Below are 24,983 nucleotides of genomic sequence, written 5' to 3' on the forward strand. Positions count from 1 at the left end.
TCGATAGGATGGGACGATGGCCGGCCGCATTCGCTCAAGCGACATAGACGAGGTCAAGTCACGCACGAACATCGCCGACATCGTCGGCGATTTCGTCAGCCTCAAGTCAGCAGGCGTCGGCTCTCTCAAGGGTCTCTGCCCGTTTCATGACGAGCGCAGCCCCAGCTTCCACGTGCGGCCCCAGCTCGGTTTCTACCACTGCTTCGGGTGCGGCGAATCCGGCGACGTCATCTCGTTCCTGCAGAAGATGGACCACGTCACCTTCACGGATGCCGTCGAGCGGCTCGCCGCACGCGCCGGCTTCTCCCTCACCTACGAAGACGGCGAGGGTGCCCCCGACCACGGCAATCGGGCCCGCCTCCTCGCTGCAAACGCTGCAGCCGAAGGGTACTTCCGCGAGCAGCTCGCATCGCCCGGCGCAGACCCGGGCCGCCGGTTCCTCGGCGAACGCGGATTCGACCATGTCGCCGCTGAACGCTTCGGCGTGGGTTTCGCCCCGAAGAGTTGGGATTCGCTCACCAAGTTCCTCCGTGGCAAGGGATTCTCGGTCGAGGAGATCACCGCATCCGGGCTCGTCTCGCAGGGCGACCGTGGCATCTACGACCGGTTCCGCGGCAGGCTGATCTGGCCGATTCGCGACGTCACGGGGCAGACCGTCGGCTTCGGGGCGCGCAAACTCCTCGACGACGACAAAGGCCCGAAATACCTCAACACGCCCGAGACCCCGGTCTACCACAAGGCGCAAGTGCTTTACGGGCTCGACCTCGCCAAGCGCGACGTCTCCCGCAGCGGGCGTGTGGTGGTCGTCGAGGGATACACCGACGTGATGGCGTGTCACCTCGCCGGCGTCACGACCGCCGTCGCCACGTGCGGTACGTCGTTCGGCGTCGACCACATCAAGACCCTCCGCAGGGTCATGGGCGACGACAGCGGCAAGGGCGAGGTCATCTTCACCTTCGACCCGGATGCCGCCGGCCAGAAGGCCGCGATGCGTGCGTTCGCCGAAGAGCAGCGTTTCTCCGCCCAGACGTATGTCGCGGTCGCGCCAGACGGGCTCGACCCGTGCGACCTCCGGCTCAACCGCGGTGACGACGCCGTCCGACGGCTGATCGAGACGAAGGAGCCGATGTTCGAGTTCGTCATCCGGCAGACCCTCGCCGCCTACGACCTCGAAACGGTGGAGGGCCGCGTCGGCGCCCTCACGGCATCCGCTCCGATCATCGCCGACATTCGCGACCCGTCGCTCCGCCCCGGTTACACGAGGGTGCTCGCGCGCCACCTCGGCGTGGACCTCGCCGAGGTGCAGGCTGCGATCAGCCGCGCCGGGCGGGGTGCTGGTCGTGGTGCATCGACCAAGGGCGCGGGCGCGACCGAACCCGAGGCGCCCGCTGAGCGTCCGGCGTCGCTGCGAGACCTCCCAGGGGACCCGGCGACGCGCCTCGAACGTGACGCACTGATGGCGATCCTGCAGCATCCGGACATGGCTGGGCTCGATCTCGTGCAGCGAGCCGTTTTCACCGGCTTCGTGAACCCGACCCTCGCGATGGTCCGGGATGCGATCGCTGCGACTCTCGACAGCTTCGGTGCCGCCAACTGGTTCGAGCGGATCATCGAGACCGTGCCCACGCCGATGGTCGGATTCGTGCAGCAGCTCGCGGTCGCGCCGATCCCGGAGCGGGAAGAGCGGGACCTGACCGCGTATGTGCGCGAAATCACCATCGCGCTCATCGACCGGGACCTGCTGCGTCAGTCCCACGACATGCTCGGCAGGCTCCAGCGCACAGACCCCAGGGAGCGCGAGAGCTACCGTGCGATCCAGGCCGACATCATGGCTCTCGAGGCGGAACGCCGCAGGCTCCGCGAGCGCTGATCGGCGCGGGACTGTAGCGGCACCCCCACTGTGGGGCAGGATGGTGCCATGACTGCATCGGCAACACCGGAAGCGGCGGTGCTGGCCGACGACCTCGCCGTCGAATACCCAGCTCGCCGCCCCAGCGCGCCCCACCGAGCACTTGACGGCGTCAGCCTTCGTGTCGGAGTCGACGAGATCATCGGGATCATCGGCGAAACCGGCGCGGGGAAGTCCACGCTCGCCCGGGTCCTCGCCGGGGACCTTGTGACACCCAAGGGCACCGATCCGGCCCCGGTCATCGTCGGGGGAGAGGCGACGGTCCTGGGCTCGCGGCTGCGAGGCATCCGTCGCCGGGAACTCGACCGAGTCACCTTCAAGGTCGCGCACCTGCCCCAGGATGCCGCGTCGCGGCTCACCCCCGAGCGCACCGTTTCCGAGATCATCGCCGAGCCGATCCTGCAGCGGGACAGACACTACAACCGCAAGGCGATCGGTCTGCGGGTCGCAACGATGCTCGACGCCGTCCAGTTGCCGCTCGCGGTGCTCGACAAATTCCCGTTCGAGCTGTCGAGTGGCCAGCGCCAGCGGGTCGCCATCGCGAAGTCGCTCGTCCTCGGCCCTGAATTGTGGATCGCCGACGAACCGACCGCCGGGATCGACGTCACGGTGCGTGGAGCGATCAACGATCTCATCGGCCGGCTTCGCGAGGAGGGCAGTTTTTCAGCGGTCCTCGTCAGTCACGACCTCTCACTGCTGCGCCGGACTACATGCCGGGTCGCAGCGCTCGAATCTGGTCGTGTCGTCGGGCTCGGACCGATCGACGAGTTGCTCGCCGGCGGGCAGCATCCGTTCCTCAGCGGTCTCGCCGACGCGGAAAACCGTGTCACTGCCGACGGCGGCTGACCCGGAGGGCCTGTCGATTTGGACTCTGCCGATCCTTTGGTAAAGTAATCACGCACGACATAATCCTCGATAGCTCAATTGGCAGAGCAATCGGCTGTTAACCGGTAGGTTCTTGGTTCGAGTCCAAGTCGAGGAGCTGAGAAGACCACAAGGGCTCCACCCCTGTGGTCTTTTCTTTTCCCTCTGAGCCGCTCGCCCCGGCCGAGCGGCTCAGTCGTCGAGGTGGTCGACGCCGGGCATCCAACTCACCCCGGGAACGCCCCAGCCCATCTTCTTCGTGATCTTGTGGACGAGCTTGCGTTCGTGCCGAGCCAGACGGTCGACGTAGAGGTAGCCGTCAAGGTGGTCGTATTCGTGCTGGAGAATACGTGCCCGCCAGCCGTCGACTCGCAACTCGACGGGGTTCTGCTCCAGATCGACGCCGGTGATGATCGCTTCGTCGGCTCGCCGCAACGGGAATCGCTCGCCGGGGAACGAGAGGCAGCCTTCCGACTCGAGTTCTTCGTCGGGGTCGCCGGCGGGCGGGGGAGTGATCCACAGCTCCGGATTGATGACGACACCGCGCCAGGGCCCATGCTCGTCCGTGTCGTATCCGTAAACGAAGATCCGGAGCGGGACGCCGACCTGCGGTGCCGCGAGGCCGACGCCGGGAGCGGCATCCATCGTTTCGAACATGTCCGACACCAGCTGGCGAAGCGAGTCATCGAACACCGTCACCGGCTCTGCAGGGGAGTGGAGAACCGGGTCGCCGGAGATGCGAATGGGAAGAATAGACATTCGTTGAGCCTAACCAAGACACGCCCGTTGTAGGCTCGCTTCGTGATGTTTGCGAGCAACGACTTTACCGACCTGACGGCTGAGTTCGTTCGCAACCCCACCCAGCTGATCGGCATCCCGCTGGCGATCGTCGGTGCCGTGTTCTTGTCACTGGGCGCGCAGTTCCAGCATCGTGGAGTCACCAAGGTCGAGGCCAACAGCGGCGTCGACGCACGGACGGGCCTCAACGTGGGCCAGCTGAAGCAGCTCCTTGCGCGCCCGTCGTGGGTTCTCGGCACTCTCATGCTCGGGTTCGCGATCGCTTTCCAGCTCACAGCCCTCGTGTGGTCACCGCTGATCATCGTGCAGCCGCTCGGCGCCATCGCGCTTGTGATCACCGCCATACTCAATGCCAGGATCAACAAGGTCGACCTCAACCGGGCATCCGTCATCGCCATTTCGGCGTGTGTGGGCGGTGTGGCGCTGTTCGTGACCGTCGCCGCCCTGGTGGCAGGGGAGAAGCCGGTCACCCGAGCCGACCTGATCACCGTCCTCATCATGCTTGCGATCGTGCTCGTGCTGTTCGCGCTGGGTTTCGTGTTCTTCCGCAAGCGGTCACGCGCGCTCTTCTACATCCTCGCCGCCGGCATCATCTATGGATTTGTCGCCACCCTGGCGAAGGTTGTGATCAACCGGATCGTCAACCAGAACTTCGACTGGCTCACCGTGCTGTGCGTCGTTGCCCTGCTCGCGGCCACCGGTATCGGAGCGTACTTCGTGCAGACGGCGTATTCGTCGGGGCCGCCGGACCTCGTCATCGCGGGCCTCACGGTCGTCGACCCGATGGTCGCCGTCGCGATCGGCATCGTCGTGCTCGACGAGGCCAGCAACGCCCCGCTCTGGGCGATGATCGGTTTCGTCGTCGCCGGGGCGATCGCCGTCTGGGGTGTCTTCCAGCTCGCGAGGCACCACCCGCAGGCCCAGAACCACGCGCAAGCATCGGGCTGACCGGTCCCACGGGTCAGTCATCAGGTTTAGTGGCCGCCGTTTGCGGCCGCTACAGAGATGACGAAGTCGACCGCGTGAAATCGACAACCGCTTCCGACAGCGGTCAGCGGAAGGCTGTCTCAACTGCTGCGGCACGCGTGCCGGGTTCCCGCGAGGGAAGGTGGGGGCCGGTTAGAATAAACCGACCGATCCCGGGAGGCCAAACGCCGAGGGATGTGGCTGGTAGCTCGAGTACCGGCCGATGACGGAGGAAAACCCCCATCTTGCCTGACGCACTGAATCCGACCGACAACGGTTCGACCAGTTCCGCATCCGACGGAAAACGCCCTTTGCGGATCATCATCGGCGCTGACACCTTCTCGCCGGATGTGAATGGCGCGGCGCGATTTGCCGAACGGCTCGCAGCGGGCATGGTCGGTCGGGGCCACGAGGTCCACGTCGTCGCCCCAGCTCCTTCGCGCAAACGCGGCACCTGGACGGAGACCCACGAGGGTCAGCAGATGACGGTGCACCGGCTGAGGAGCTGGCGCTGGTATCCACACGACTGGCTGCGTTTCGCGTTGCCGTGGACCATCAACCGGAACTCCGCCCGCATCATCGACGCGGTGAAGCCGGATGTGATCCACTCGCAGTCGTACCTCAATGTCGGCCGCGGGCTCTCGAACGAAGCCGCCAAGCGTGGCATCCGGATCATCGCCACCAACCACCTCATGCCGGAGAACGCCCTCGAGTTCACGCTCATGCCTGACCGCTTCCGGGAAAGGCTCGTTCGATGGGCCTGGAAGCTCGCCCGCGGCAACCTCAGCCTCGCTGAAGCGGTCACCACGCCGACGCGTCGTGCAGCCGACTTCCTCGAGAAGTACACAGGTCTCACCGGCGTGCACGCGATTTCGTGCGGCATTGACGCCCACATGTACACGCCGAGTTTCGAGCCGCGTACCGAAAACCGGATCATCTTCGTCGGGCGGGTCACCGGTGAGAAGCAGATCGACGTGCTCATCAAGGCTTTTGCGACGCTCGACCCGGCACTTGACGCGAAACTCGAGATCGTCGGGGGAGGCGACCAGAAGCGCAACCTCGAGAACCTCGCCGCCGAGCTCGGGCTCGGGGAACGGGTGATTTTCACCGGCTATGTCAGCGACGAGGACCTGCGTGCCGCGTACACTCGCGCGACCGTGCTCGCAATGCCGTCGATCGCGGAGTTGCAGAGCATCGTGACCATGGAGGCGATGGCATCCGCTCTTCCTGTCGTGGCAGCGAACGCGATGGCGCTCCCACACCTCGTGCACGACGACGAGAACGGGTACCTTTTCGAGCCGGGCAATGTCGAGGAACTCGCGGCGCGGCTCACCGACGTGCTCACCGCTTCGCCGGAGAAGATCACGGCGATGAAAAAAGAGTCTCTGCGCATGATCAAAGCGCACGATATCCAGCGCACACTCTCGACGTTTGAGAGCATGTATCGTGGGGAATCGGTGACCGACCCCGTCACCGAATCGATTCCCATTCAGGTGTCCGACGACTAGACACCACCGGGGGCGGTAGCTCAGCTGGTTAGAGCAGCGGACTCATAATCCGTCGGTCACGGGTTCAAGTCCCGTCCGCCCTACATATAAACACTGGGAAGCAGGACTACGCCAGAAGCCCGCTGCCCCCTATTCTGCCCCCTATGGTGGCTTCTATCCGATCCACGAAGTATCTATTCTTCTCTCCGACCGTGTGTACATAGTTGGCGAGCGTGAACCCCACTCACGTGCTGGCCATCTCCGGCGCGGGCGGGCATGAGTTCTGGAACGCGTTCCGTTCGTTGGCGATTCGAACATTGTCGAAGCCGGAAACTGTGGGACACGCTCGCCCGTGAGGCACACCGGCACACGCTGCCTGTCACAATGAGCCTGTGGCTAATCGTTTCAAGGCGATGAATAGCGCTGAGGCATTGCGCACCACTCCGTCGAGCTGAAACTTGGGAAAGTAAAGATGGCTGATATCCCGAAGAAGACACCCCTAGATTCAGAGCTTGAGGCTGCACGTCGGTCCATACATACCGATGGCTATCCGATGAGCATCGGCGAACTCACGAATCTTTACCGGGATGGCGAACTAGTCATCAGTCCACCGTTTCAGCGACTCTTTCGTTGGGATGATTCCCAGAAGTCTCGCCTGATCGAGAGCATACTAATCGGAATACCACTGCCGTCGATTTTCGTCGTGCAAGATGAGGCTGGTAAATGGGAACTCGTTGATGGCTTGCAGCGAGTGAGTACTCTTCTGCAGCTACAGGGCATGCTGGACCCCAAGGAGTTCCCTTCGCTCGTATTGACGGAGACAAAGTACCTGCCGTCGCTGGAGGGCGCAGTATGGGAGTCGGATACGCAGCCTTCCCTTACCTCAGTTCAAAGACTCGATATCAAGCGCGCGAAGATTGACCTGAAGATTGTGCAGAGAGGGTCCGATCCCAAGACGAAGTTTGATCTGTTCCAACGTCTGAATTCCTTCGGGTCCAAACTTTCGAATCAAGAGATACGGAATGCTCAGTTGGTGGGCGTGAACCCGAGTTTCGTCGCATGGCTGAACGAGATCGCCAACCGCGAATCGTTTGTGTCCCTTCTTCGGTTACCCGAGGCCGATAAGGCCAAGAAGTACGACGAGGAACTCGCACTTCGATTCCTTTTCCTGCACTCAAAATCAAACGACGAAATACTTAGCATCCGCAGTTTCCAAGATGAACTAGAGGAATTCTCGGTGGGCTTGGCATCAAGCTTCTCGGATGACGTCAAGCACCGTCTGGACGAAGTATTCGGGAAGACGTTCGACCGGCTGCAGGCTGCCGACGAGGATGTTCTCCGGCGGTGGGACGCTGCGAAAAACAGGTTCACGGGCGGCTTCCTGAATACCTCCTTTGAGGCACTCGCTGTGGGGCTTGGCTATCTCATCACGGAGGGCTCGTGGTCTCGCCAAGATTTGCGGGCGGCCGCGATCGAGTTTTGGAACGAGCCCGAAATGACCGGACAGTTCGCCACGGGAAAGTCCACAGAGGCCCGCTTACGGTTGATGGTGCCTAAAGGGCGGAAGATCCTCAGCTCCTAATGGTGAAAATTCGAACCCTCGAGGCGTTGGAAGATGCGATCTCCGACGAGATAGCGTGGCGGAAGCGAGAACTTACTACCGCTCGAAAACTCGTGCAGCAATCGTCGGGCTCCACCCAGACCGCCAATCTGAGGTCTGGGGTCCTCATCCTGTACGCGCACTGGGAGGGCTGGGTCAAGAACGTTGCTCGTCTATATATTCGGTACGCCAATACCCAGAGCGCCACTTATGCTCAGCTCAGCTCTGCGTTCCTAGGCAATGCACTAAAAGTAAAGATTTCCTCCATCGAGAAGGCATCGACACCAGCAATACATAATGAGTTCGCCTTGTTTCTGATGGAGGGCCTTTCGGGCAAGGCTCGTCTTTCCGAGGATCTCGTCCAGACTCAAAGCAATCTCTCATCGGCGGTCTTGTCTAATGTCGTGGAGCGCCTCGGTCTACCGCGACGAACGGAATATGCCACGCGAGCGAACATGATTGACCAAGAGCTAGTGAACAGGAGGAACTCCATTGCTCATGGGCAGTTCTTGGAACTTAACGCCAACGATTTTCTAGCCCTTCATGAGGACGTGCTCGCGCTGCTGCAACTCTTCACCGACGACGTACGGAATGCCGCCTCCACCAGTTCGTACCTGAAAGATTCGGTCTAGCGAGTTCCTGCGGTTCAAGATCCGGACCTCATCGGCCCCGCACCCTCATTTGCTGCATCGCTAACCGGCTGCAGGTCTCGCTGGGAAGGTTCATTCGATGATCTAAAGGAACACTGACCCGAACTGAACAGAAGATGCTCCCCCTGCCCGGCGTTTGCGCCGTGGCGGGGGGAGCTTTTTCTGTCCCCCTATCTGCCCCCTATGGTTCTAATAACCTCCAACATAGAGCCACAGTTTGATCCTGAACTTCCGCATGTTTCCGCCGATCTGCCACACGAGCCACACCCACCAACAGGCACAACGGTAAACTCATAATCCGTCGGTCACGGGTTCAAGTCCCGTCCGCCCTACAATACGAGCCTGACCAAATCCCACGAGTGGGATACTTCAGCTCACTCCTCGTCGAGCGATTTCTGCCGACTCTCCGCGTCGAGTGCTTCGTGCCCTGGCCGTGTCCGGGGAACTCCCGCTCCACTTCAGCCGCCTCCGAATGCCTCTCGCTTTGCTAGTTGGGTTTCGCACGGAGGCCTCCGTGGGCGCCTGGCTCGCGGTCGCAGGAATTCTGATCCTGTTCACGTTGGCTCTGACCTGGCTGGCGGTGGTGGCCGGTCTTTCCGCCAGAACCGTCGACGGCTCGAGCGCCTTCAGTTACCCGCTGATCTTCTTGCCGTTCGTCAGCTCGGCGTTCGTGCCATCGCGTACGTCTGGGCCGTCGCGATGTACCGTCGCAAGCTCAGCTAACTGTCGCAGACCTGACGACCGCTCGGGGTCCGTCCACCACGATGGCAACCACGACGGCGAGGCTCCACCGGGAGTACGATCCGGGTGAAGCACTCCGCGTTCGCTGGAAGGAACCCGATGAGACAACTTCGATATTCGATCAACGTCACGCTCGACGGATGCTGCCACCACGAGGCAGGAGTGGCTCCGGACGAGGAGTCGATGCGCTTCTGGACCGCAGGGATGGAACGAGCTGATGCGCTGCTGTTCGGCCGGGTGACCTACGAGATGATGGAATCGGCGTGGCGAAAGCCCCTCACCGGTGTATGGCCCGAGTGGATGAATGAGTGGGAGATACCGTTCGCCGAGGCCATAGACCGGAAGAAAAAGTACGTCGTGTCGAGCACACTCGAGCGGGTCGACTGGAATGCGGAGTTGGTGCGCGGCGACCTCAAAAGGTCGGTGCAGCGGCTCAAGCAGGAATCAGGCGAAGGCGGCCTGTCGGTCGGTGGGGTGACACTTCCCCTCGCGTTGGCGGATCTGGGTCTGATTGACGAATACGAATTCGTCGTTCAGCCGGTCCTTGCGGGACACGGGCCGACGCTGTTCGCCGGTCTGAGCGAGCCAATCGAATTGGCGCTCGTGGACCGGCATGAGTTCCGGTCCGGCGCGGTCGCCATGCGATATCGAGATGATCGCCGCAAAGTTCGCGTTCTCGCCGGGGGATCGATACTGTGAGGCTTCTCACACACCAAAGGAGCCGATATGTCAGCTGAAGTGAACACCACTTTTCACACACCCGCGGATGTAACGTCGGTTGCCTCGGCGATTCAACGCGTGATTGCCGACAACAAACACATGCTTCTCGGGAACTCCGCCGACGGCAGCCAGATCGATTTCTTGACTCGGAAGACGATGTTGAACTGGGAACTCAAGGGGAGCGCAGTGACCACACCAGCGTCGGGTGGTTCAAACGTCGCACTTACGCTTGACGTACAGGACGGTCGCCCCCGCGCCCTGCTCGACGGCATGAAGAACCAGAAGGCACTCGACAAACTCGTCGGCCAGATTCAAGACGCGCTCAAATAGCGGCTGCCGGCGACCAACCAAAGGGCGCTCGTTTACACCGTCAATCCGCTCGGGGACGGCGGCCATAAGCTGCGGGCCCGCTGCAATATACTGCGACTATGCCAATCACACGCGGCCTTCCCGCTCAGCCGTCGGACCTCGAGCAGCACGGTGGTGATCTGTGAGCGGCGGCCTCGTTGCGCTGCTGGATGATGTCGCGGCGCTGGCCCGCATCGCGGCTGCCTCGATCGACGACGTCGCGGCCGGCGCGGCGAAAGCAGGAGTGAAGGCAGCAGGTGTCGTCATCGACGACGCTGCAGTGACGCCGCAATACGTCTCGGGTTCTGAGCCCTCTCGCGAACTGCCGATGATCAAGCGAATCTTCTGGGGCTCGCTGCGAAACAAGTTGTTGATCATACTGCCCGCGTTGCTGCTCATCAGTGCCTTCATTCCGGCAGTGATCCCATTCATCCTCATGCTCGGTGGCACCTACCTCTGTTACGAGGGCGCGGAGAAGGTCTGGCACAAACTGCGCGGCCACCATGCAGAGGAGAAGGCCCCGGCCGTCGAGCGAGGCCCTGAGGCAGAGGCGAAGGTGACCAAGGGCGCCATCACCACCGACTTCATCCTTTCCTGCGAGATCATGGTGATCTCGATGAACGAGGTCGCGGACGAGTCACTGTGGGTTCGCGCGATCATCCTCGTCGTTGTCGCAATCGGAATCACGGTGCTCGTGTACGGCGCCGTCGCACTCATCGTCAAGATGGACGACATCGGTCTGCACCTCACGACAAAGGACTCCGTCAGCACCCAGCGATTCGGTGCAATGCTCGTCAAGGGGATGCCAGCGGTCCTGGCCGGAATCACTTTCGTCGGCACGATCGCCATGCTCTGGGTCGGCGGCCACATCATGCTGCAGGGAGTTTATGACCTCGGCTGGCACCTGCCCTATGACCTGGTGCACACGCTTGAGGCCCCGTTCGTCGGGATCCCGGTCGTCGGAGGCGTCCTGGTCTGGCTTGTGGATACCCTGTGTTCAGCGGTGCTCGGACTGGCGTGGGGGCTCGTCGTGATGGCGGTCCTGCACCCCTTGCTGAAGATCCTGCCTTTCGGCAAAAAGAAGGGTGAGCACGAGGAAGGTGCCGTACGCGCTGCGGTCGCTGGTCATCGTCCGGAGAAGCGCGGCGTCGATTCGACCTCCTAGCTCAACCTGACCGTTCGGCCTCACTGCGCAGAATGCAGAACTCGTTGCCCTCGGGGTCGCCAAGCACGACCCACCCCGTTCCATCCGACATCCGTCGGTCGTCGATCACTCGGGCTCCCAGTTCCAGCAAACGCGACAGCTCCTGATCGCGCGTGCCGTCGGCAGGCACAAGATCGAGGTGGAGCCGGTTCTTGACCTGTTTCACATCTGGCACCTCGATGAAGAGAAGCCGCTGGGTCCGATCAGGCGAGAAGATCATGCACTCTTCGTCTCCCGGGCCGTCGGGATCGTCGGCGTCCGGCGCGAAGCCGAGGACTCTGCCCCAAAATAGCGACTGAGCGTAGGCGTCGAGGCAATCGAAGGTCGTGTGCGAGATGAGAGCGGTCACGACCGCAATGCTGGCAGCATCGCGACGCACGAGCAACTAAAGACCGCGTCTGACAGGTCCTTGCTGTCAGCATCCTGCACGTCACCCTTCCCGTAACGCGACCCGTCCTACCATGGGGTCATGACCTTCAAGACGGAACCGAGCACCGCCGACCGCCGTTTGCGTCTCGCGCTTTGGACAGTCGCGATCGTTCTCGCGCTCATCGGGGTCGGAGTCGCCATCGTCACCTCATCGTGGGCGCCGCTGGTAATCGTGTTCGGGTTGGCCCTGCCGATGATTCCGTTCCGTTCTCCCATGACGACGCGTCAGCGGACGCGCTGACTCATCGACTTGCGGAGCCGCAGGTGTACCGACTGAGTGTCCGGGGAAAGCGGGACGAGCTGGCGCTAAGCTCGCGTCATGGCTGAGAAAGCGAAGAGCGTCGAAGAGTATCTCCCCGCGCTCGACCCCCGAACCCGATCAGAACTCGAACGGATCCGCGGCATCGTGACACAGCTCGCGCCTGATACCGAAGAGACGATGAGTTACGGGATGCCCACTCTCAAATATAGGAATCGAGCGCTCGTGTACTTCACCGCCTCCAAGAAACACATGAGCTTTTACCCCTCCTCATGGGCGATAGAGGAGTTGAAGGAGCAGCTCGACAACTACAAGACCACCGAACACGTGATCCAATTCACCCCGGACAACCCCTTGCCCCGCAGCCTGGTCGAGGACCTCGTTCGCGTCCACATGAGCGAGATCGACGCGAACAGGCAGTAGCCGGTCGGGTTCGCGGTGAGGGGCGGCGCAGCCTAAGCAATTGCCGGATGGGAGTTTCGACTGTTACCCAAGTGGCTTTCCAAAACGGAAAACGAACCGATATGCTTTCCAGCATGGAAAACGATCACAGGAATTTGTCGCCGGCGGAGGCCGCCACCGCCCTGAACGGGCTGACCGTGGACAGGGAACGCCTTTCCTCGAGTGTGCAGGTGCCATGGGTGCTTCTCGCGGCGTTCGGGGGAGTAGGGGCGTGGTGGGTGTCGACCGCTTCCGGCACCACGCCCGGTGGGAATTATGAGCCACCGGCATCCGGGTGGTTGGCGCTGGTCGGGGCTCTCGTCATCGCGCACCTGGTGCGTCGAGAGACTGGCGTCCGGTTTCGCAAAATGGGCGTTCGTGCCGGATGGGCGTTCGCCGGCATCCTCACCGTGTGCCTCGTGGTCTTCAGCGTCTCTCTCGGCCTCGTGTCCTTCGGCCTGCACTGGGCGGTCGCACTGACCAGTCTGCTCGCCTTCGCGGCGACAACGTGGTTGGCCGGTGTGGCTTTTCGCTCAGCAGTGGAGCAGTTGCGCCGTGGGTGAAGCGAGCTTCGACGAGACCATTCACGCACCGGTCCGGTTGCGGATCTGCGGGCTCTTGCGACCCGTGGAACAACTCGACTTCGCGGTGCTGCGCGACGCACTGGACGTGTCGGATGCAACGCTCTCCAAACACCTCAAGACTCTCGCCGCATCGGGTTACGTCTCCTCGACGAAAGTTGCGTCCGCCGGACGCGATGACGCACGGCGAATCACCTGGCTGAGCCTCACCAACGCAGGAAGATCTGCGTTCGATGCGCATGTGCTCGCGCTTCAACAGATCGCAGGAACGCTCGCCTGAATCGAGGGTTGAGGTAGCGGCACGGATGTGGTCGGCTTAGTCGCGGAGAGGGGCGCAACGTGAGTGATCCATCCTGGACGCAAGTCGTCAAAACTGTCGAGCCGAACCAACCCGAGCTCAAGCGCGTGCTCGGTCCCGGGCTGCTGCTCCTGTTCATTGTCGGGGACATCCTCGGCACCGGCATCTATGCGCTGACCGGGCAAGTGGCCGCCGAGGTCGGAGGGGCCGCGTGGCTGCCGTTTCTCCTCGCATTCGCGGTGGCGACGGTCACCGCATTCTCCTACCTCGAACTCGTGACGAAGTTCCCTCAAGCGGCGGGAGCAGCGCTCTACACCCACAAGGCGTTCGGCATCCACTTCGTCACGTTCATCGTGTGTTTCGTGGTGATGAGTTCCGGCATCACGTCGGCGTCAACTGCTTCTCGCGCGTTCGCCGCGAACTTCGCGGTCGCCTTCAATCTTCCGGATGCAACGGTGATGACGATGCTGATTGCGCTCGGTTTCATCGTGCTCATCATGCTGGTCAACCTCCGCGGTGTTGCGGAGAGCGTCTGGCTCAATGTTGTCCTGACCCTCGTCGAGCTCTCAGGTCTACTCCTCGTCGTCTTTATCGGCATGTGGGCCATCACCGGCGGCAACGCGGACTGGTCCCGCGTGGTCGCTTTCGAAACACCGGAAGACAAGAACGTGCTGCTCGCCGTCAGCGCAGCTACATCGCTCGCCTTCTTCGCAATGGTCGGCTTTGAGGACTCCGTCAACATGGCGGAGGAGACGAAGGATCCGAGCCGCATCTTCCCGAAGATGATGCTGGGCGGGCTGGGTATCGCCGCGGCGATCTACGTGCTGGTGTCGATCACCGTGGTTGCCTTGGTGCCGATCGGCGATCTCGTCGGCAGCGAGACCCCACTGGTCACGGCCGTCGAAGCGGCGGCACCCGGCTTTCCCGTCAACGACCTCCTGCCGTTCATTTCCATGTTCGCGGTGGCGAACACCGCTCTGATCAACATGATGATGGCGAGTCGGCTGCTGTACGGCATGAGTCGGCAGCAGGTGCTGCCGCCGTTCCTTGCGCGGGTAGCGCCCCGACGTCGTACGCCGTGGGCCGCGATCCTCTTCACGAGCGTGCTGGCTGCGGGCCTCATCGTTTATGTCTCCCTCGATGCCGAGGGTTCGATCGTCGCTCTGTTGGGCGGCACGACGTCGTTGTTGCTGCTCACCGTGTTCGCAGTCGTCAACGTGACCGTCCTGGTGCTGCGTCGGCAGCCCGTCGATCACAAGCACTTTCGCACACCCGTCTTCCTTCCGGTCGTCGGCGCAATCACGTGCCTCTACCTGGTGCTGCCGTTCACTTCCGGCAGACCCGTCGGACAGTACTGGATTGCTGTTGTCCTCCTGGCGATCGGGGTCGCTCTCTGGGTGGTCGAGCGTCTTTACACAGCCGCGCGACGCCGCCGAGGATAGGGCGCCGTCACCGCCGGCTACTTCTGCGTCAACTCTTCCGCGAGCATCACGTCAGCAGGATGCAGGGTCAGGAGTGCTCGCTGTGATCCTCGACGTCCGGCTCGGCGCGCAAAACATCCGCGACCTCTTCCTCTGGACGGGGCGCGATGGTTTCATCGACCTCGAGTTCCGGGATGATCGGCGCGCTCCCATCGGGGAGGTGCTCGTCTGCGGAGTGCTTCTTGTGGTGGGACACGGGAATCCTTCGGTCGGCAACACCGCCAGCGTATACCGACGGGGCGCGCGGGGTCAGGAGCGGTCTAAATCGAATCGAGGAAGTCGACGATGAGACGCACCGTCACATCCGGCTCTTCGTCGAGAACATAATGGCCGCCGCCCTCGACAAGAGAGAAACGTGTGTCAGCGCCGAAGATGTGAGGATCAGCGAACACCTCGCGGGTGACGTGCGCGGGAAACCCGAGGTCCTCCGCGCCGAAGATGAACAGGGATGGCATCGCGAATCGTTCCCGGCGGTACGCGCCACGAATGATCCGCGAAAGCTCGGGGAGCACCATCCGTCGACAGAGGAGACTCGCGGCGCGCGACAATTCGGGATCGCGGAGAAGCGCGGCTGCCAGTCCGATGACCTCAGGGTCGAGCACGTGCCTCGAGTGGTGCTCAAAAAGATGGCGCGACAATCGTTTCCTGCGCAGCAGAGCAGGGCCGATCCCCGGGAGGGCGACCACTTCCTGGTGCCACAGGTGCCTCATCCCCGGAAGCATGTCGACCGAGAACTTCATTTGGGGTGGCGGAACCGAAATCATCACCTGCGCCGAGAACCGGTCGGGAAAGTCCAGCGCCAATTGAAAGGCTGTGATGGAACCCAGGTCATGGCTCACGAGTTTCACGCGCTCGAGCTCGAGGGCATCGAGCAGCTCAATGACGTCCTGCGCACGCCGTGTCCGGGTGAGGTCGGCGAAAGGGAGCTCGGTCCATCCCTCGCCGCGAAGATCTGGAGCAATCGATCGGTGGCCGGCCGCCTCGAGAGCGGACATCACTTCGCGCCACTGCCACCACGTTTGGGCGAATCCCGGGAGGAGCAGTACGCCGTCGCCCGCTCCCCGCGTCGCGACGTGCATTCGTCCGTCAGCCACGTTCACAAACGAATGGTCAACTCCGTCGACGACCGGCATTGAAGGTCTGGATGTCATTGTCACGGTCATGATGCACCTCGATGCACTACAGGAATAGTGCTCCTAGAATACAACGATTGATACTACGGCGGTAGTGCTAATCCGCGGTATCTGCTACCCGGGGTGGAAACGGCTCTGTGCTCGCTGAAAGCGGTTCATTCTCTGGCTCTGCCCGCCAAATGCAAGGGGGTATCCGCTTCGGAGCCCACCTACTTACAGTGATGAATGCGTGCGCGCTCGCGTACGACCGCACTCTAAAGAAGGAGACGCCATGAGCACGAAGGTTGAGAAAAGCATCCTCGTAAACGTCCCGCTGAGCGTTGCATACAACCAGTGGACCCAGTTCGAAGAGTTCCCGCACTTCATGAGCGGCATCAAGTCGGTGACTCAACTCGGCGATGAGAACCTGAAGTGGGTCGCAGAAATTGGCGGTGTCAAGCGGCAGTGGAACGCGAAAATCCTGGAGCAGGTGCCAGACAAGAAGGTCTCCTGGGCTGCGACGGACGGCGCGACCAACGCAGGGTCCGTGACCTTCGAGGACGTCGGTGGGGGACAGACGCAGGTGCACCTCGTACTCGAGTACGAGCCCGAAGGGCTGGTGGAGAAAATCGGTGACAAGCTCAACGTTGTCGAGAATCAGGCCGAGGGTGACCTCGATCGGTTCAAGGCCTTCATCGAAGCCGAGGGATATGCGACCGGGGCGTGGCGCGGGTCGGTAGACGGCACTACGTCCGGTGAGCCCGGCGTAGAAGCTGCCGAGAGTTCACGAGGCGACAGCGGTAAAGCGGGGATCTCTGGCAAGGTCGCTGCTGGCGTGGGAATCGCAGCCGCTGCCGCCGCCGTCGGTGTAGCCGCAAGTAAGAAGGGTGAGAAGGACACGGATCTCGAGGCAGATGTCACCGTGACGCCGGCCGTCGACACTCCCGTCGGCGATGTCGATCCGACCGTCGCCGGAACGACTTCCGCAGAATCAGAGGTCTACGTCGAAGAAGATCCGCTGCTCAACCGGGATCGTCGCGACGGCGGCGCCCTGTAAACGCGCGACCAGCGAAGTAATCGCACCGCCGGCAGTCCTCCTTCGGGTTGGGCCGCCGGCGGTTCGCTGTGATGATCAGCCCAGAAGCCACCGCCGCCAGCGAGATTGCTCGGGTACCCGGTCGGGCGCCGGGCCTTCGCCCAGCGCCCGCGCTGCCTCCTCCAGGTCATCCGCAGTCAGTGTGATCACGTCATCGCGGTCGAGAGTTTCGAGGCTTCGCGCCTCATCGAGAGAGAGTCGCAGCGCCTGTCGATTGAGCGACTGCTCGAACAGGGTGCGCGCGAAACGAGCGTTCCCCGAATCCTCGCCGGAGTGGAGGCCGTCGAGAATACGGCGCAGCATCACATCCGCTCCCGGTGCCAGCCGGTATTCGTGGTGCGCCAGCATCTGGCGGAAGATCGTCTCGAGTGCATCGAGTGAATAGTCGGGGAAGGTGATCTCACGGGCGAAACGGGAGCGCAGCCCCGGATTCGACAGCAGGAAGGACTCCATGAGCCGCGGATATCCGGCCACGATCACGACGAGACGGTGGCGGTGATCTTCCATCCGCTTGAGGAGTACCTCGATGGCTTCGGGGCCGAAGTCCATCCGGCCGTCTTCGGGGGTCAGTGCGTAGGCCTCATCAATGAAGAGGACACCGTCGAGCGCACGGCGGATGACCCGGTCCGTCTTGATGGCGGTCGCGCCGACATACTGACCGACAAGTCCCGACCGGTCGACCTCGACGAGATGGCCCTTCTGGAGGAGGCCAACTGCGCGGTACATTTCGGCGAGGAGCCGGGCAACAGTGGTCTTTCCCGTGCCAGGGTTTCCCAGAAAGACGAGGTGCTGCGACGTCGCCACTTCGGGCAACCCGTGCTCTTTCCGCCTGGCTTGCACCTGGAGCAGTGCGACGAGCGCCCGGACCTGTTCCTTGACGGTTTCCAGCCCGACGAGCGAATCGAGCTCGGCTTGTACCTCTTCGAGCGGGCGCGCTGCGACGGAGCGTCCGCCTACCAGGTCGCTCCGCAGCTCATCGACTCGCTCCGAGCCCGGCAGCTTGAGCTGCTCGGCAAGGTGGGCGATCGTCTCACGCAGTTCTTCAAGCGGATTGCGTTTGCTCGCCATCGGTTCCTCCTGTCACGATCGCGAGTCACGCGATCATCCGTCCCACGGTACTGAAGCGGGAGCAGGCAGGACAGGCGGTGGCCTCTCGGCCAGGTTCGTGCATAGACCCTTCGGAACGTCTAGACGGGTGGCGGCGCGGTTGACTCCCTCACCACGAGTTCGGTAGCCAGTTCGGTGTGGGACGAGTCGAGCTGCTCACCGCGTGAGAGGCGAAGCACTCCGCGCAGCGCGGCACGCCCCATCTCCTGAAGTGGTTGCGCCACCGACGTCAACCGGGGGAGCGTCTGCTCCGTGAGGGGTGTTCCGTCGAATCCGACGACGCTGAGGTCGTCGGGCACACGCAGCCCGCGATTGCGGGCAACCTCGAGCACCCCCAGAGCGATGGTGTCGCTCGCCGCGAAAATCGCTGTCGGCGGTTCGTCGAGGGCGAGCACCTCACGGCTCGCCTCAGCGCCCGATTTCTGGTTGAACGCGCCGGCAAGGATGTAGTCCTGGCGCGTCGTCACCCCCCGCCCCATCAGTGCTGCGAGATATCCGTGCAGCCGGGCCACACTGCATTCGGCGGCAGCGGGCCCGCCGAGAAACGCGATGCGTTCGTGGCCCAGGTCGAGAAGATGCTCGGTCGCGGCCTTCCCGCCGGCCCAGTTGGTTGCTCCGACGCTTGCGTAGCCGCCTGGTGGCGGCGGATTGAGCGGGTCGATCACGAGCACGGCGATCTCGCGGCGGTGGAAGGCATTCAATTGGTCGATGGTGATCTCGGAGGTGACGAAGATGATGCCGCTCCGCCCGGACTCCTTCATGCGTTCGGCCCACTCGTCGTGATCCACTCGCGACAGCTTGTCCGGCGTGTAGCTGCTCACGACGACATCGACATCCACATCGACCGCGAAATCGAGGATGCCGCGGAGGATCTCCATCGAGTAGGCCCCGTCGTGCACTCCGATAACCAGATCGATCATCGCCGGGCCGGTCGACCGCGTGCGGCGTTGCATCGGAGACCGGTAGCCGAGTTCGTCGAGCGCAGCCTGGACGCGGAGGCGGGTGGCGTCGGCCACGTCGTCGCGACCGTTGATCACCTTGGAGACGGTGGGTGCCGATACGCCGGCAAGCGCAGCGACGGTCGCCAGAATGGGTTTTGATCGGTGGGTCGTGGGCATGAGTGTTCGATTCGCTGGTCGGGTTGGTCCCGAAATATTTCGGGAACTCCAGAATGTCCCATCCTGCTGTGCGCCGCAATGCCGCCACGCCGGGTTTCCTTGACTCTTTTGTTGCGTGTGGCTACATTGAGGTGCATTCGTAGAAATAGTTGCGAAATCTATCGAAGCTCTTCTTGCGCTGTCGAGGCAGACAGCATCCGGTCCTTTTATCAATGGAGATAGAAAATGGAAACCAAGGCCACCCCCTCGCGTCGCACGTTCATTTCACTCGCGATTGCCGCACCGCTCCTTACCTGGGGTCTGACGTCCTGTGGCACCACCGGTCCCGGTGGTGCAGCAGCAGCCGGCACCGCTTCGATGTGGGCGCTCTCCGGAGATCCGAATGAGACGATCCGCAAGAACTCGGTCGACGCGTTCAACAAGAAGAACCCGGACGCGAAGCTTTCGGTGACGTTCTTCCAGAACGACGCGTACAAAACCAAGATCAAGACAGCGATCGGCGCCGGACAGGCACCGACCATGATCTACGGCTGGGGCGGCGGAACGCTCAAGTCCTACGCCGACGCCGGTCAGGTCGACGACCTGACGAGTTGGCTCGAGGAGAATCCGGACGTCAAGGACCGCCTCTTCGCCGGTGCCTTTGGTGCCGCGACCATCGATGGCAAGATCTTCGCGATTCCGATCCAGGCCGTGCAACCGATCGTCTTCTACTACAACAAGGAACTCTTCGAGCAGGCGAAGGTCGAACCGCCGGAGACCTGGTCCGATGTTATGAGCCTCGTCCAGACCTTCAACGACCGCGGCGTCGCCCCGTTCTCGCTCGGCGGCCAGTCCCGCTGGACCTCGATGATGTGGCTGCAGTACATGTTCGACCGCGTCGGCGGCCCCGAAGTTTTCACCGATATCTTCAACGGGAAAGCGGATGCCTGGTCGCACCCCGCCGCCATTGAGGCACTGACCAAAATCCAGGAGCTCGTCAAGGCGAACGGATTCATCAAGGGGTTCAACACGATCACCGCGGACAGCAACGCCGACCAGGCACTGCTCTACACCGGTAAGGCCGCGATGATGCTGCACGGTTCGTGGACCTACGGCGGAATGAAAAACGACGGTGCCGGCTTCGTGCAGGACGGCAAGCTCGGATGGGTTCCTTTCCCCACCGTCGAGGGTGGCGTCGGCGACCCGAAAAACGCCGTCGGCAACCCGTGCAACTACCTTTCAATCTCGTCGAAAGCGTCGGACGAGGAGAAGGCGACCGCAAAGAAGTACTTCACCGAGTCGCTCTCGAACGACGAGGAAGTCGCAGCGTTCATCGAGACCGGCGCTGTGCCCGTCGTCAATGGGATCGAGGACCAGATCAAGGAAACTCCCGACAGCGATTTCCTCGGCCACGTCTATGAACTGGGCGCGAACGCGCCCGCGTTCCAGCAGTCGTGGGACCAGGCGCTCAACCCGACCGCCGCCGAAGCGCTGCTGAACAACATCGACCAGCTCTTCGTTCTCTCGATCACGCCCGAGCAATTCGCGTCGAACATGAACGAGACCCTCGGCACATGACGATAGCCGCTGCCAGGCGGGTCTCCGGGGAGCAGACGACGCCGACCGAGTCCGGGAAGACCGGTCGGATCGCGTGGCTCGTCATCCCTGCTCTCGTCTTCTTCATTGCGTTCGCCGTGATCCCTCTCGCCGGAGTGCTGATTCTCAGCTTCACGAACTGGGACGGCATCGGTGCGATTACGCCTGCGGGGTTTGCAAACTGGGCGTCGGTCCTTGTCGACCCGGACATGTTCCACGCACTCGGCCTCACCCTGCTGGTCATGGTGCTGTCGTGGCTCGTGCAGACCCCGTTGAGCCTCCTGCTCGGGGTCTTCACCGCTGGTACCCAGAAGTACCGAGCGATCCTTGCGGTTCTCTACTTTCTGCCGCTCCTGCTGTCCTCCGCGGCCATCGCCGTTGCCTACAAGGCGCTGCTCGACCCCAACTTCGGCCTCGGGGCCGGCCTCGGCCTGCCCTTCCTGTCGCAGGACTGGCTCGGTAATCCGCAACTCGCCTTCGGTGTGGTCATCTTCGTCATCGCGTGGCAGTTCATCCCCTTCCACACCCTCATCTACCAGGGCGGCGTTCGCCAGATCCCGCGCTCGATCTATGAAGCCGCGGAGATAGACGGCGCCGGCCGGATCAAGCAGTTCTTCTTCATTACGATCCCGCAACTGAAGTACACGATCATCACGTCTTCGACGCTCATGACGGTTGGAGCCCTCACATACTTCGACCTGATCTTCGTTCTCACAGGAGGCGGGCCTGCGAACGCGACGCGCATCCTGCCGCTCGATATGTACCTGCTCGGGTTCCGGGCAAACCTCATGGGGCCGGCGAGCGTCATCGCCGTCATCCTCGTCGCCATCGGACTCGCCCTCGCGCTGTTCCTTCAGCGGCTCGGCGGTAAAGACAACAACAGCTCGCAGCTCGAAGGGATGTGATCATGACCGCGACCACCGATGCGACGTCCACGACAGTGGCGACCGCGCCAACGGCATCCGCCCGATCGAGACACGGGCTCCGCAAGCTAAACCTGCCCGGCGGCCTCGCAGGCTGGATCTGGCTGGCGATCATCATCATCCCGATCTATTACGTCGTCATCACGAGCCTCAAGACACAGGCAGGGTACTTCGGGCAGAACCCGCTCGCACCGCCACTCCAACCCACCCTCGAGAACTACGTGATGGTGCTCGAGGCGGATTTCGCCCGGTACTTCCTCAACAGCGCCATCATCACGATCGGTGCCGTCGTGCCGACACTGGCCGTGTCGTTCATGGCCGCATTCGCCATCGTTCGCGGAAACGGAAGATTCCTCAGGGGAGTGAACTGGCTGTTCCTGATGGGGCTCGCCATTCCGCTGCAGGCAACGATCATCCCGGTGTACCTCATCATCATCAGGCTGAGCCTTTATGACAGCCTGCTAGCGATCATCCTTCCGTCGATTGCTTTCGCCATCCCGCTGAGTGTGCTCATCCTGTCGAACTTCATCCGCGACGTTCCGAACGAATTGTTCGAATCCATGCGGCTCGACGGCTGCAGCGAGTGGCAGACTTTGTGGAGACTGGCTCTTCCCTTGACCAAACCGGCCATCGTCACCGTGGCAATCTACAACGGTCTGGGGGTGTGGAACGGCTTCCTGCTCCCGCTCGTGCTGACCCAGAGTCCCGACCTCCGTGTGCTCCCTCTCGCCCTCTGGACCTTCCAGGGCGAGTTCAGCGTCAACATTCCCGCCGTACTCGCGTGCGTCGTGTTGACAACCCTGCCTATCCTTGTCCTCTACATCATCGGTCGCCGCCAGCTCCTTGCTGGACTCACCGCCGGCTTCAGTAAATAACACTCACGAAGGAACCATCTATGACAAACGCCCGCACCGCCCTCGTGGTCCGAGGAGGCTGGGACGGCCATCAGCCCGTCGAAGCCACCAACCTCTTTCTGCCTTTCCTCGAAGCCTCTGGCTTCGAAGTGCGGGTCGAAGAAAGCCCGGCCGTTTACGCCGACGCGGACTACATGGCAACCGTCGACCTCATCGTGCAGTGCAACACCATGAACACGATCGAAAAGGACGAGTTCGCGGGCTTGCGTACCGCCATCGAGGCGGGAACCGGCATGGCGGGGTGGCACGGCGGTATTGCCGACTCGTACCGCAACAACTCCGACTACCTGCACCTCATCGGCGGGCAGTTCGCCTGCCACCCCGGAAAACACCCCGACGAGCGCATCGGTGATGCCTCGGACAACTACATCGACTACCGGGTCGAGATGACGGATGCCGCGGCAAGCCACCCCATCACCGAGGGAATCTCCGATTTCGATCTGACCACCGAGCAGTACTGGGTGCTCAGCGACGACTACATCGACGTGCTCGCCACGACGACCCTTCCTGCGCGGGAATGGGACGCGTGGACTCGTCCCGTCGTCTCGCCCGCGATCTGGACACGACAGTGGGGCAAGGGCAAGATCTTCGTCGCGACGCCTGGCCACTCGGTTGAGGTCCTTCAGGACGAGAACGTCCGCACCATCATCGAAAGGGGCATGCTGTGGGCGAGCCGCTGAACCCCCTGAACGTCGGAATCGTCGGCTGCGGCCACATCATCGGCGCCTACCTCGAGACGTTCCCGAGGCTCGACGCTGTACGGCTCGTTGCCGTCGCCGACCTCGACCGGTCACGCGCTGATGCCGTCGCGGCCGAGCACCCCGGTGTCCGCTCGCTGAGCGTGGACGAACTGATGGCGGACGACGAGGTTCAGCTCGTGCTGAACCTCACCATCCCCGCGGCGCACGCCCCGATCGCGCTGCAGGCCCTTGCCGCCGGCAAGATCGTCTATGGCGAAAAGCCCCTGGCCGCCAACTCCGAGCAGGCGGCAACGGTTCTCGCGGCTGCAGCAGAAGCGGGCATCACCGTTGGCTGCGCCCCGGACACCGTTCTGGGAACAGGCACCCAGACCGCTCGCCGAGCCATCGACGACGGACTGATCGGCCGCCCGATCTCGGCGACCGCCACGATGATGACGCCAGGGCATGAACGCTGGCACCCCAACCCGGACTTCTACTACGTGCCTGGCGGTGGCCCACTGCTCGACATGGGCCCGTACTACGTCTCGGCGCTCATCACACTGCTCGGCCCCGTGGCATCCGTCATCGGAGCGGCCAGCCACACGAGGACGAGCCGCACGATCGGCTCCGGCCCGCGGGAGGGCGAAGTCATCCCGGTGACGACGGACACCCACGTCACCGGCGTGCTCGTGCACGAGTCAGGTGCCCTGTCGACCCTCGTCATGAGCTTCGACGCCGTCGCCACCCAGGCCGCGAATATCGAGATCCACGGCGAGACCGGTTCGCTCATCGTCCCCGACCCGAATCGCTTCGACGGAGACGTGAAATTGCGCTCGCTCGGGTCGACGGACTGGGAGATCCTTCCGGTCTCGGCAGGCTACGTCGACGCAAGCCGCGGGATCGGGCTCCAGGACCTCGCCCTCACCGAGACGGATGCCGAACCGCGCGCGAGTGGGCGGCTCGCCTATCACGCGCTCGACGTCATGGAGTCGGTGCTGAAGTCCGCTCACTCCGGTCAGTCGGTGACGATCGAAAGCACCTGCGAGCGGCCGGCAGCGGTCCCGCTGACCGAGTTGAGCGTGCGGGCCTAGCCGCGCAACGCCGCCTTCTGGCTGCGCCACAACGCGTACTGCGCCCACGGATCGTCGATCCCGGCGCGCAGGACGTCGATGTGGGCGAGGATCTCCGGGTGAGGCGCGAACCACTCGGACGTGCCGAGCCGGTAGGCGGCAAACTGCCGGTGCCGCCTCCGCTCGGTGAGCCGGTTGCCTGGTTCGAACGCGAGAACTTCGTCGTGTCGGATGCCGGCGAACCGCTGGCGAGGATTCGCCGACGTTCCAATCTTGATCCGGTCGCCGAACCGCAGGTAGTAGACGACGTCGAGTCGTGGGTCGACGGTTTCGCCGTCAGGTGCATCGCCGACTCGCCATTCGCACACCGCGCACAACCAGCCGGAGGGGTACCGCACCCCGAGCCGCGACCCGCAGGCGACGCACGGTGACGGAAGCAGGTCCGTCGTGCCGGACGTCTGGGCGACCCAGTCGTGGGCGACCTCGAAGTGGGCGCCACACAGGTCGAGCGGAGCACCTGGCTCGACGTGCTCGCCGCAGCCCTCACCGTCTGGCGAAGTCGCAACACACCGTCGGTCGGTCATCATCCGTCACCTCGTCCGTGTGCGCGAC

Annotated in this window: 27 protein-coding genes, 2 tRNA genes and 1 pseudogene; 23 read left to right on the forward strand and 7 right to left on the reverse strand. The window is 62.8% G+C overall.

The genetic code is table 11. From position 1 onward, the window contains the following. The first annotated feature begins 16 nt into the window (after positions 1-16). From dnaG to D9V29_RS07785, 3 genes are all read left to right on the forward strand, one after another. The gene (gene dnaG / locus D9V29_RS07775; RefSeq protein WP_121672763.1) at positions 17-1,870 is read left to right on the forward strand and encodes a DNA primase; all 1,854 of its coding nucleotides are present in this window, start codon (positions 17-19) and stop codon (positions 1,868-1,870) included. Between the two features lie 48 nt (positions 1,871-1,918). After that, a complete protein-coding gene (locus D9V29_RS07780) occupies positions 1,919-2,755 on the forward strand; it encodes an ATP-binding cassette domain-containing protein (RefSeq protein WP_121672764.1) in 837 nt (278 codons plus the stop codon). 63 nt (positions 2,756-2,818) lie between these two features. Then, positions 2,819-2,891 (forward strand) — tRNA-Asn (locus tag D9V29_RS07785). Between the two features lie 74 nt (positions 2,892-2,965). Here the strand turns inward: D9V29_RS07785 and def are convergent. Further along, complete coding sequence (def, locus tag D9V29_RS07790) at positions 2,966-3,532, reverse strand: peptide deformylase (protein WP_121672765.1); 567 nt, start codon at positions 3,530-3,532, stop codon at positions 2,966-2,968. Between the two features lie 45 nt (positions 3,533-3,577). Between def and D9V29_RS07795 the strand changes: the two genes are divergently transcribed. The 9 genes and pseudogenes from D9V29_RS07795 (at position 3,578) to D9V29_RS07835 (ending at position 11,248) form a co-directional block, all read left to right on the forward strand. Then, positions 3,578-4,519: a DMT family transporter gene (locus D9V29_RS07795; RefSeq protein WP_121672766.1), complete on the forward strand. Its 942-nt coding sequence runs from the start codon at positions 3,578-3,580 to the stop codon at positions 4,517-4,519. Between the two features lie 263 nt (positions 4,520-4,782). Then, the gene (locus D9V29_RS07800; protein ID WP_229790341.1) at positions 4,783-6,045 is read left to right on the forward strand and encodes a glycosyltransferase; all 1,263 of its coding nucleotides are present in this window, start codon (positions 4,783-4,785) and stop codon (positions 6,043-6,045) included. A 9-nt stretch (positions 6,046-6,054) separates the two neighbouring features. Further along, a tRNA-Ile gene (locus tag D9V29_RS07805) sits at positions 6,055-6,128 on the forward strand. Between the two features lie 368 nt (positions 6,129-6,496). Further along, the gene (locus D9V29_RS07810; protein WP_121672767.1) at positions 6,497-7,606 is read left to right on the forward strand and encodes a DUF262 domain-containing protein; all 1,110 of its coding nucleotides are present in this window, start codon (positions 6,497-6,499) and stop codon (positions 7,604-7,606) included. Continuing rightward, positions 7,606-8,256 (forward strand): MAE_28990/MAE_18760 family HEPN-like nuclease, encoded by a 651-nt coding sequence (locus D9V29_RS07815; protein WP_121672768.1) that lies wholly within the window; start codon positions 7,606-7,608, stop codon positions 8,254-8,256. Before D9V29_RS07810 ends, D9V29_RS07815 begins: the two co-directional genes overlap by 1 nt. A 496-nt stretch (positions 8,257-8,752) precedes the next feature. After that, positions 8,753-8,959, forward strand: a pseudogene (locus D9V29_RS15030) (ABC transporter permease); the annotation flags it as partial. Positions 8,960-9,114: 155 nt separating this feature from the next. Further along, a complete protein-coding gene (locus tag D9V29_RS07825; protein ID WP_121672769.1) occupies positions 9,115-9,714 on the forward strand; it encodes a dihydrofolate reductase family protein in 600 nt (199 codons plus the stop codon). 27 nt (positions 9,715-9,741) lie between these two features. Then, entirely contained in the window at positions 9,742-10,065 is a 324-nt protein-coding gene (locus D9V29_RS07830) for a hypothetical protein (protein WP_121672770.1), read from the forward strand. A gap of 160 nt (positions 10,066-10,225) precedes the next feature. Then, positions 10,226-11,248, forward strand: coding sequence for a DUF808 domain-containing protein (locus D9V29_RS07835; RefSeq protein ID WP_121672771.1), 1,023 nt, complete (start codon positions 10,226-10,228; stop codon positions 11,246-11,248). 1 nt (position 11,249) lies between these two features. On the opposite strand, the gene D9V29_RS07840 is transcribed toward D9V29_RS07835, so the two are convergent. Further along, entirely contained in the window at positions 11,250-11,636 is a 387-nt protein-coding gene (locus D9V29_RS07840) for a VOC family protein (RefSeq protein WP_121672822.1), read from the reverse strand. A 120-nt stretch (positions 11,637-11,756) separates the two neighbouring features. Here D9V29_RS07840 and D9V29_RS07845 point away from each other — a divergent pair, with 120 nt between their 5' ends. The 5 genes from D9V29_RS07845 (at position 11,757) to D9V29_RS07865 (ending at position 14,737) form a co-directional block, all read left to right on the forward strand. Next, on the forward strand, positions 11,757-11,957 hold the full coding sequence (locus D9V29_RS07845) for a hypothetical protein (protein ID WP_121672772.1): 201 nt from the start codon (positions 11,757-11,759) through the stop codon (positions 11,955-11,957). Positions 11,958-12,035: 78 nt separating this feature from the next. Next, the gene (locus tag D9V29_RS07850) at positions 12,036-12,398 is read left to right on the forward strand and encodes an iron chaperone (protein WP_121672773.1); all 363 of its coding nucleotides are present in this window, start codon (positions 12,036-12,038) and stop codon (positions 12,396-12,398) included. Between the two features lie 113 nt (positions 12,399-12,511). Further along, positions 12,512-12,979, forward strand: a complete 468-nt coding sequence (locus D9V29_RS07855; RefSeq protein ID WP_220699934.1) for a hypothetical protein — start codon at positions 12,512-12,514, stop codon at positions 12,977-12,979. Continuing rightward, entirely contained in the window at positions 12,972-13,277 is a 306-nt protein-coding gene (locus D9V29_RS07860) for a transcriptional regulator (RefSeq protein ID WP_121672775.1), read from the forward strand. The genes D9V29_RS07855 and D9V29_RS07860 overlap by 8 nt, the downstream gene beginning before the upstream one ends. Before the next feature lie 59 nt (positions 13,278-13,336). Further along, the gene (locus D9V29_RS07865; protein WP_121672776.1) at positions 13,337-14,737 is read left to right on the forward strand and encodes an APC family permease; all 1,401 of its coding nucleotides are present in this window, start codon (positions 13,337-13,339) and stop codon (positions 14,735-14,737) included. Positions 14,738-14,804: 67 nt separating this feature from the next. On the opposite strand, the gene D9V29_RS14905 is transcribed toward D9V29_RS07865, so the two are convergent. After that, entirely contained in the window at positions 14,805-14,972 is a 168-nt protein-coding gene (locus D9V29_RS14905; RefSeq protein WP_183084952.1) for a hypothetical protein, read from the reverse strand. A gap of 64 nt (positions 14,973-15,036) precedes the next feature. Then, positions 15,037-15,870 (reverse strand): alpha/beta fold hydrolase, encoded by an 834-nt coding sequence (locus D9V29_RS07870; RefSeq protein ID WP_183084953.1) that lies wholly within the window; start codon positions 15,868-15,870, stop codon positions 15,037-15,039. A gap of 310 nt (positions 15,871-16,180) precedes the next feature. On the opposite strand from D9V29_RS07870, the gene D9V29_RS07875 reads away from it, so the two are divergent. Then, positions 16,181-16,945 (forward strand): SRPBCC family protein, encoded by a 765-nt coding sequence (locus D9V29_RS07875; RefSeq protein WP_121672778.1) that lies wholly within the window; start codon positions 16,181-16,183, stop codon positions 16,943-16,945. 75 nt (positions 16,946-17,020) lie between these two features. Here the strand turns inward: D9V29_RS07875 and D9V29_RS07880 are convergent, their stop codons facing one another. Together D9V29_RS07880 and D9V29_RS07885 are read right to left on the reverse strand one after the other, a co-directional pair. Next, positions 17,021-18,052, reverse strand: a complete 1,032-nt coding sequence (locus D9V29_RS07880) for an AAA family ATPase (protein ID WP_121672779.1) — start codon at positions 18,050-18,052, stop codon at positions 17,021-17,023. Positions 18,053-18,171: 119 nt separating this feature from the next. After that, a complete protein-coding gene (locus D9V29_RS07885; RefSeq protein WP_121672780.1) occupies positions 18,172-19,209 on the reverse strand; it encodes a LacI family DNA-binding transcriptional regulator in 1,038 nt (345 codons plus the stop codon). A 225-nt stretch (positions 19,210-19,434) separates the two neighbouring features. Here D9V29_RS07885 and D9V29_RS07890 point away from each other — a divergent pair, with 225 nt between their 5' ends. From D9V29_RS07890 to D9V29_RS07910, 5 genes are read left to right on the forward strand one after another with little or no spacing between them, the layout of a single operon-like run. Further along, positions 19,435-20,766: an extracellular solute-binding protein gene (locus D9V29_RS07890; protein WP_121672781.1), complete on the forward strand. Its 1,332-nt coding sequence runs from the start codon at positions 19,435-19,437 to the stop codon at positions 20,764-20,766. Continuing rightward, a complete protein-coding gene (locus tag D9V29_RS07895; protein WP_121672782.1) occupies positions 20,763-21,689 on the forward strand; it encodes a carbohydrate ABC transporter permease in 927 nt (308 codons plus the stop codon). Before D9V29_RS07890 ends, D9V29_RS07895 begins: the two co-directional genes overlap by 4 nt. A gap of 2 nt (positions 21,690-21,691) precedes the next feature. Next, a complete protein-coding gene (locus D9V29_RS07900; RefSeq protein ID WP_121672823.1) occupies positions 21,692-22,582 on the forward strand; it encodes a carbohydrate ABC transporter permease in 891 nt (296 codons plus the stop codon). A gap of 20 nt (positions 22,583-22,602) precedes the next feature. Next, entirely contained in the window at positions 22,603-23,301 is a 699-nt protein-coding gene (locus tag D9V29_RS07905; protein WP_121672783.1) for a ThuA domain-containing protein, read from the forward strand. Next, positions 23,286-24,392, forward strand: coding sequence for a Gfo/Idh/MocA family protein (locus D9V29_RS07910; protein ID WP_121672784.1), 1,107 nt, complete (start codon positions 23,286-23,288; stop codon positions 24,390-24,392). Before D9V29_RS07905 ends, D9V29_RS07910 begins: the two co-directional genes overlap by 16 nt. On the opposite strand, the gene D9V29_RS07915 is transcribed toward D9V29_RS07910, so the two are convergent. Then, complete coding sequence (locus D9V29_RS07915) at positions 24,389-24,955, reverse strand: GIY-YIG nuclease family protein (protein WP_121672824.1); 567 nt, start codon at positions 24,953-24,955, stop codon at positions 24,389-24,391. The genes D9V29_RS07910 and D9V29_RS07915 overlap by 4 nt on opposite strands. Between the last annotated feature and the right edge of the window lie 28 nt (positions 24,956-24,983).

This window comes from Mycetocola manganoxydans (assembly GCF_003667545.1).
GTDB classification, from domain to species: Bacteria; Actinomycetota; Actinomycetes; order Actinomycetales; family Microbacteriaceae; genus Mycetocola_A; species Mycetocola_A manganoxydans.

Coding starts and splice junctions, on each gene's coding strand:
- dnaG (WP_121672763.1), top strand. CDS start 17: ATGGCCGGCCGCATTCGCTCAAGCGACATAGACGAGGTCAAGTCACGC.
- D9V29_RS07780 (WP_121672764.1), top strand. CDS start 1,919: ATGACTGCATCGGCAACACCGGAAGCGGCGGTGCTGGCCGACGACCTC.
- def (WP_121672765.1), bottom strand. CDS start 3,532: ATGTCTATTCTTCCCATTCGCATCTCCGGCGACCCGGTTCTCCACTCC.
- D9V29_RS07795 (WP_121672766.1), top strand. CDS start 3,578: ATGTTTGCGAGCAACGACTTTACCGACCTGACGGCTGAGTTCGTTCGC.
- D9V29_RS07810 (WP_121672767.1), top strand. CDS start 6,497: ATGGCTGATATCCCGAAGAAGACACCCCTAGATTCAGAGCTTGAGGCT.
- D9V29_RS07815 (WP_121672768.1), top strand. CDS start 7,606: ATGGTGAAAATTCGAACCCTCGAGGCGTTGGAAGATGCGATCTCCGAC.
- D9V29_RS07825 (WP_121672769.1), top strand. CDS start 9,115: ATGAGACAACTTCGATATTCGATCAACGTCACGCTCGACGGATGCTGC.
- D9V29_RS07830 (WP_121672770.1), top strand. CDS start 9,742: ATGTCAGCTGAAGTGAACACCACTTTTCACACACCCGCGGATGTAACG.
- D9V29_RS07845 (WP_121672772.1), top strand. CDS start 11,757: ATGACCTTCAAGACGGAACCGAGCACCGCCGACCGCCGTTTGCGTCTC.
- D9V29_RS07850 (WP_121672773.1), top strand. CDS start 12,036: ATGGCTGAGAAAGCGAAGAGCGTCGAAGAGTATCTCCCCGCGCTCGAC.
- D9V29_RS07855 (WP_220699934.1), top strand. CDS start 12,512: ATGGAAAACGATCACAGGAATTTGTCGCCGGCGGAGGCCGCCACCGCC.
- D9V29_RS07875 (WP_121672778.1), top strand. CDS start 16,181: ATGAGCACGAAGGTTGAGAAAAGCATCCTCGTAAACGTCCCGCTGAGC.
- D9V29_RS07880 (WP_121672779.1), bottom strand. CDS start 18,052: ATGGCGAGCAAACGCAATCCGCTTGAAGAACTGCGTGAGACGATCGCC.
- D9V29_RS07885 (WP_121672780.1), bottom strand. CDS start 19,209: ATGCCCACGACCCACCGATCAAAACCCATTCTGGCGACCGTCGCTGCG.
- D9V29_RS07890 (WP_121672781.1), top strand. CDS start 19,435: ATGGAAACCAAGGCCACCCCCTCGCGTCGCACGTTCATTTCACTCGCG.
- D9V29_RS07895 (WP_121672782.1), top strand. CDS start 20,763: ATGACGATAGCCGCTGCCAGGCGGGTCTCCGGGGAGCAGACGACGCCG.
- D9V29_RS07900 (WP_121672823.1), top strand. CDS start 21,692: ATGACCGCGACCACCGATGCGACGTCCACGACAGTGGCGACCGCGCCA.
- D9V29_RS07905 (WP_121672783.1), top strand. CDS start 22,603: ATGACAAACGCCCGCACCGCCCTCGTGGTCCGAGGAGGCTGGGACGGC.
- D9V29_RS07915 (WP_121672824.1), bottom strand. CDS start 24,955: ATGACCGACCGACGGTGTGTTGCGACTTCGCCAGACGGTGAGGGCTGC.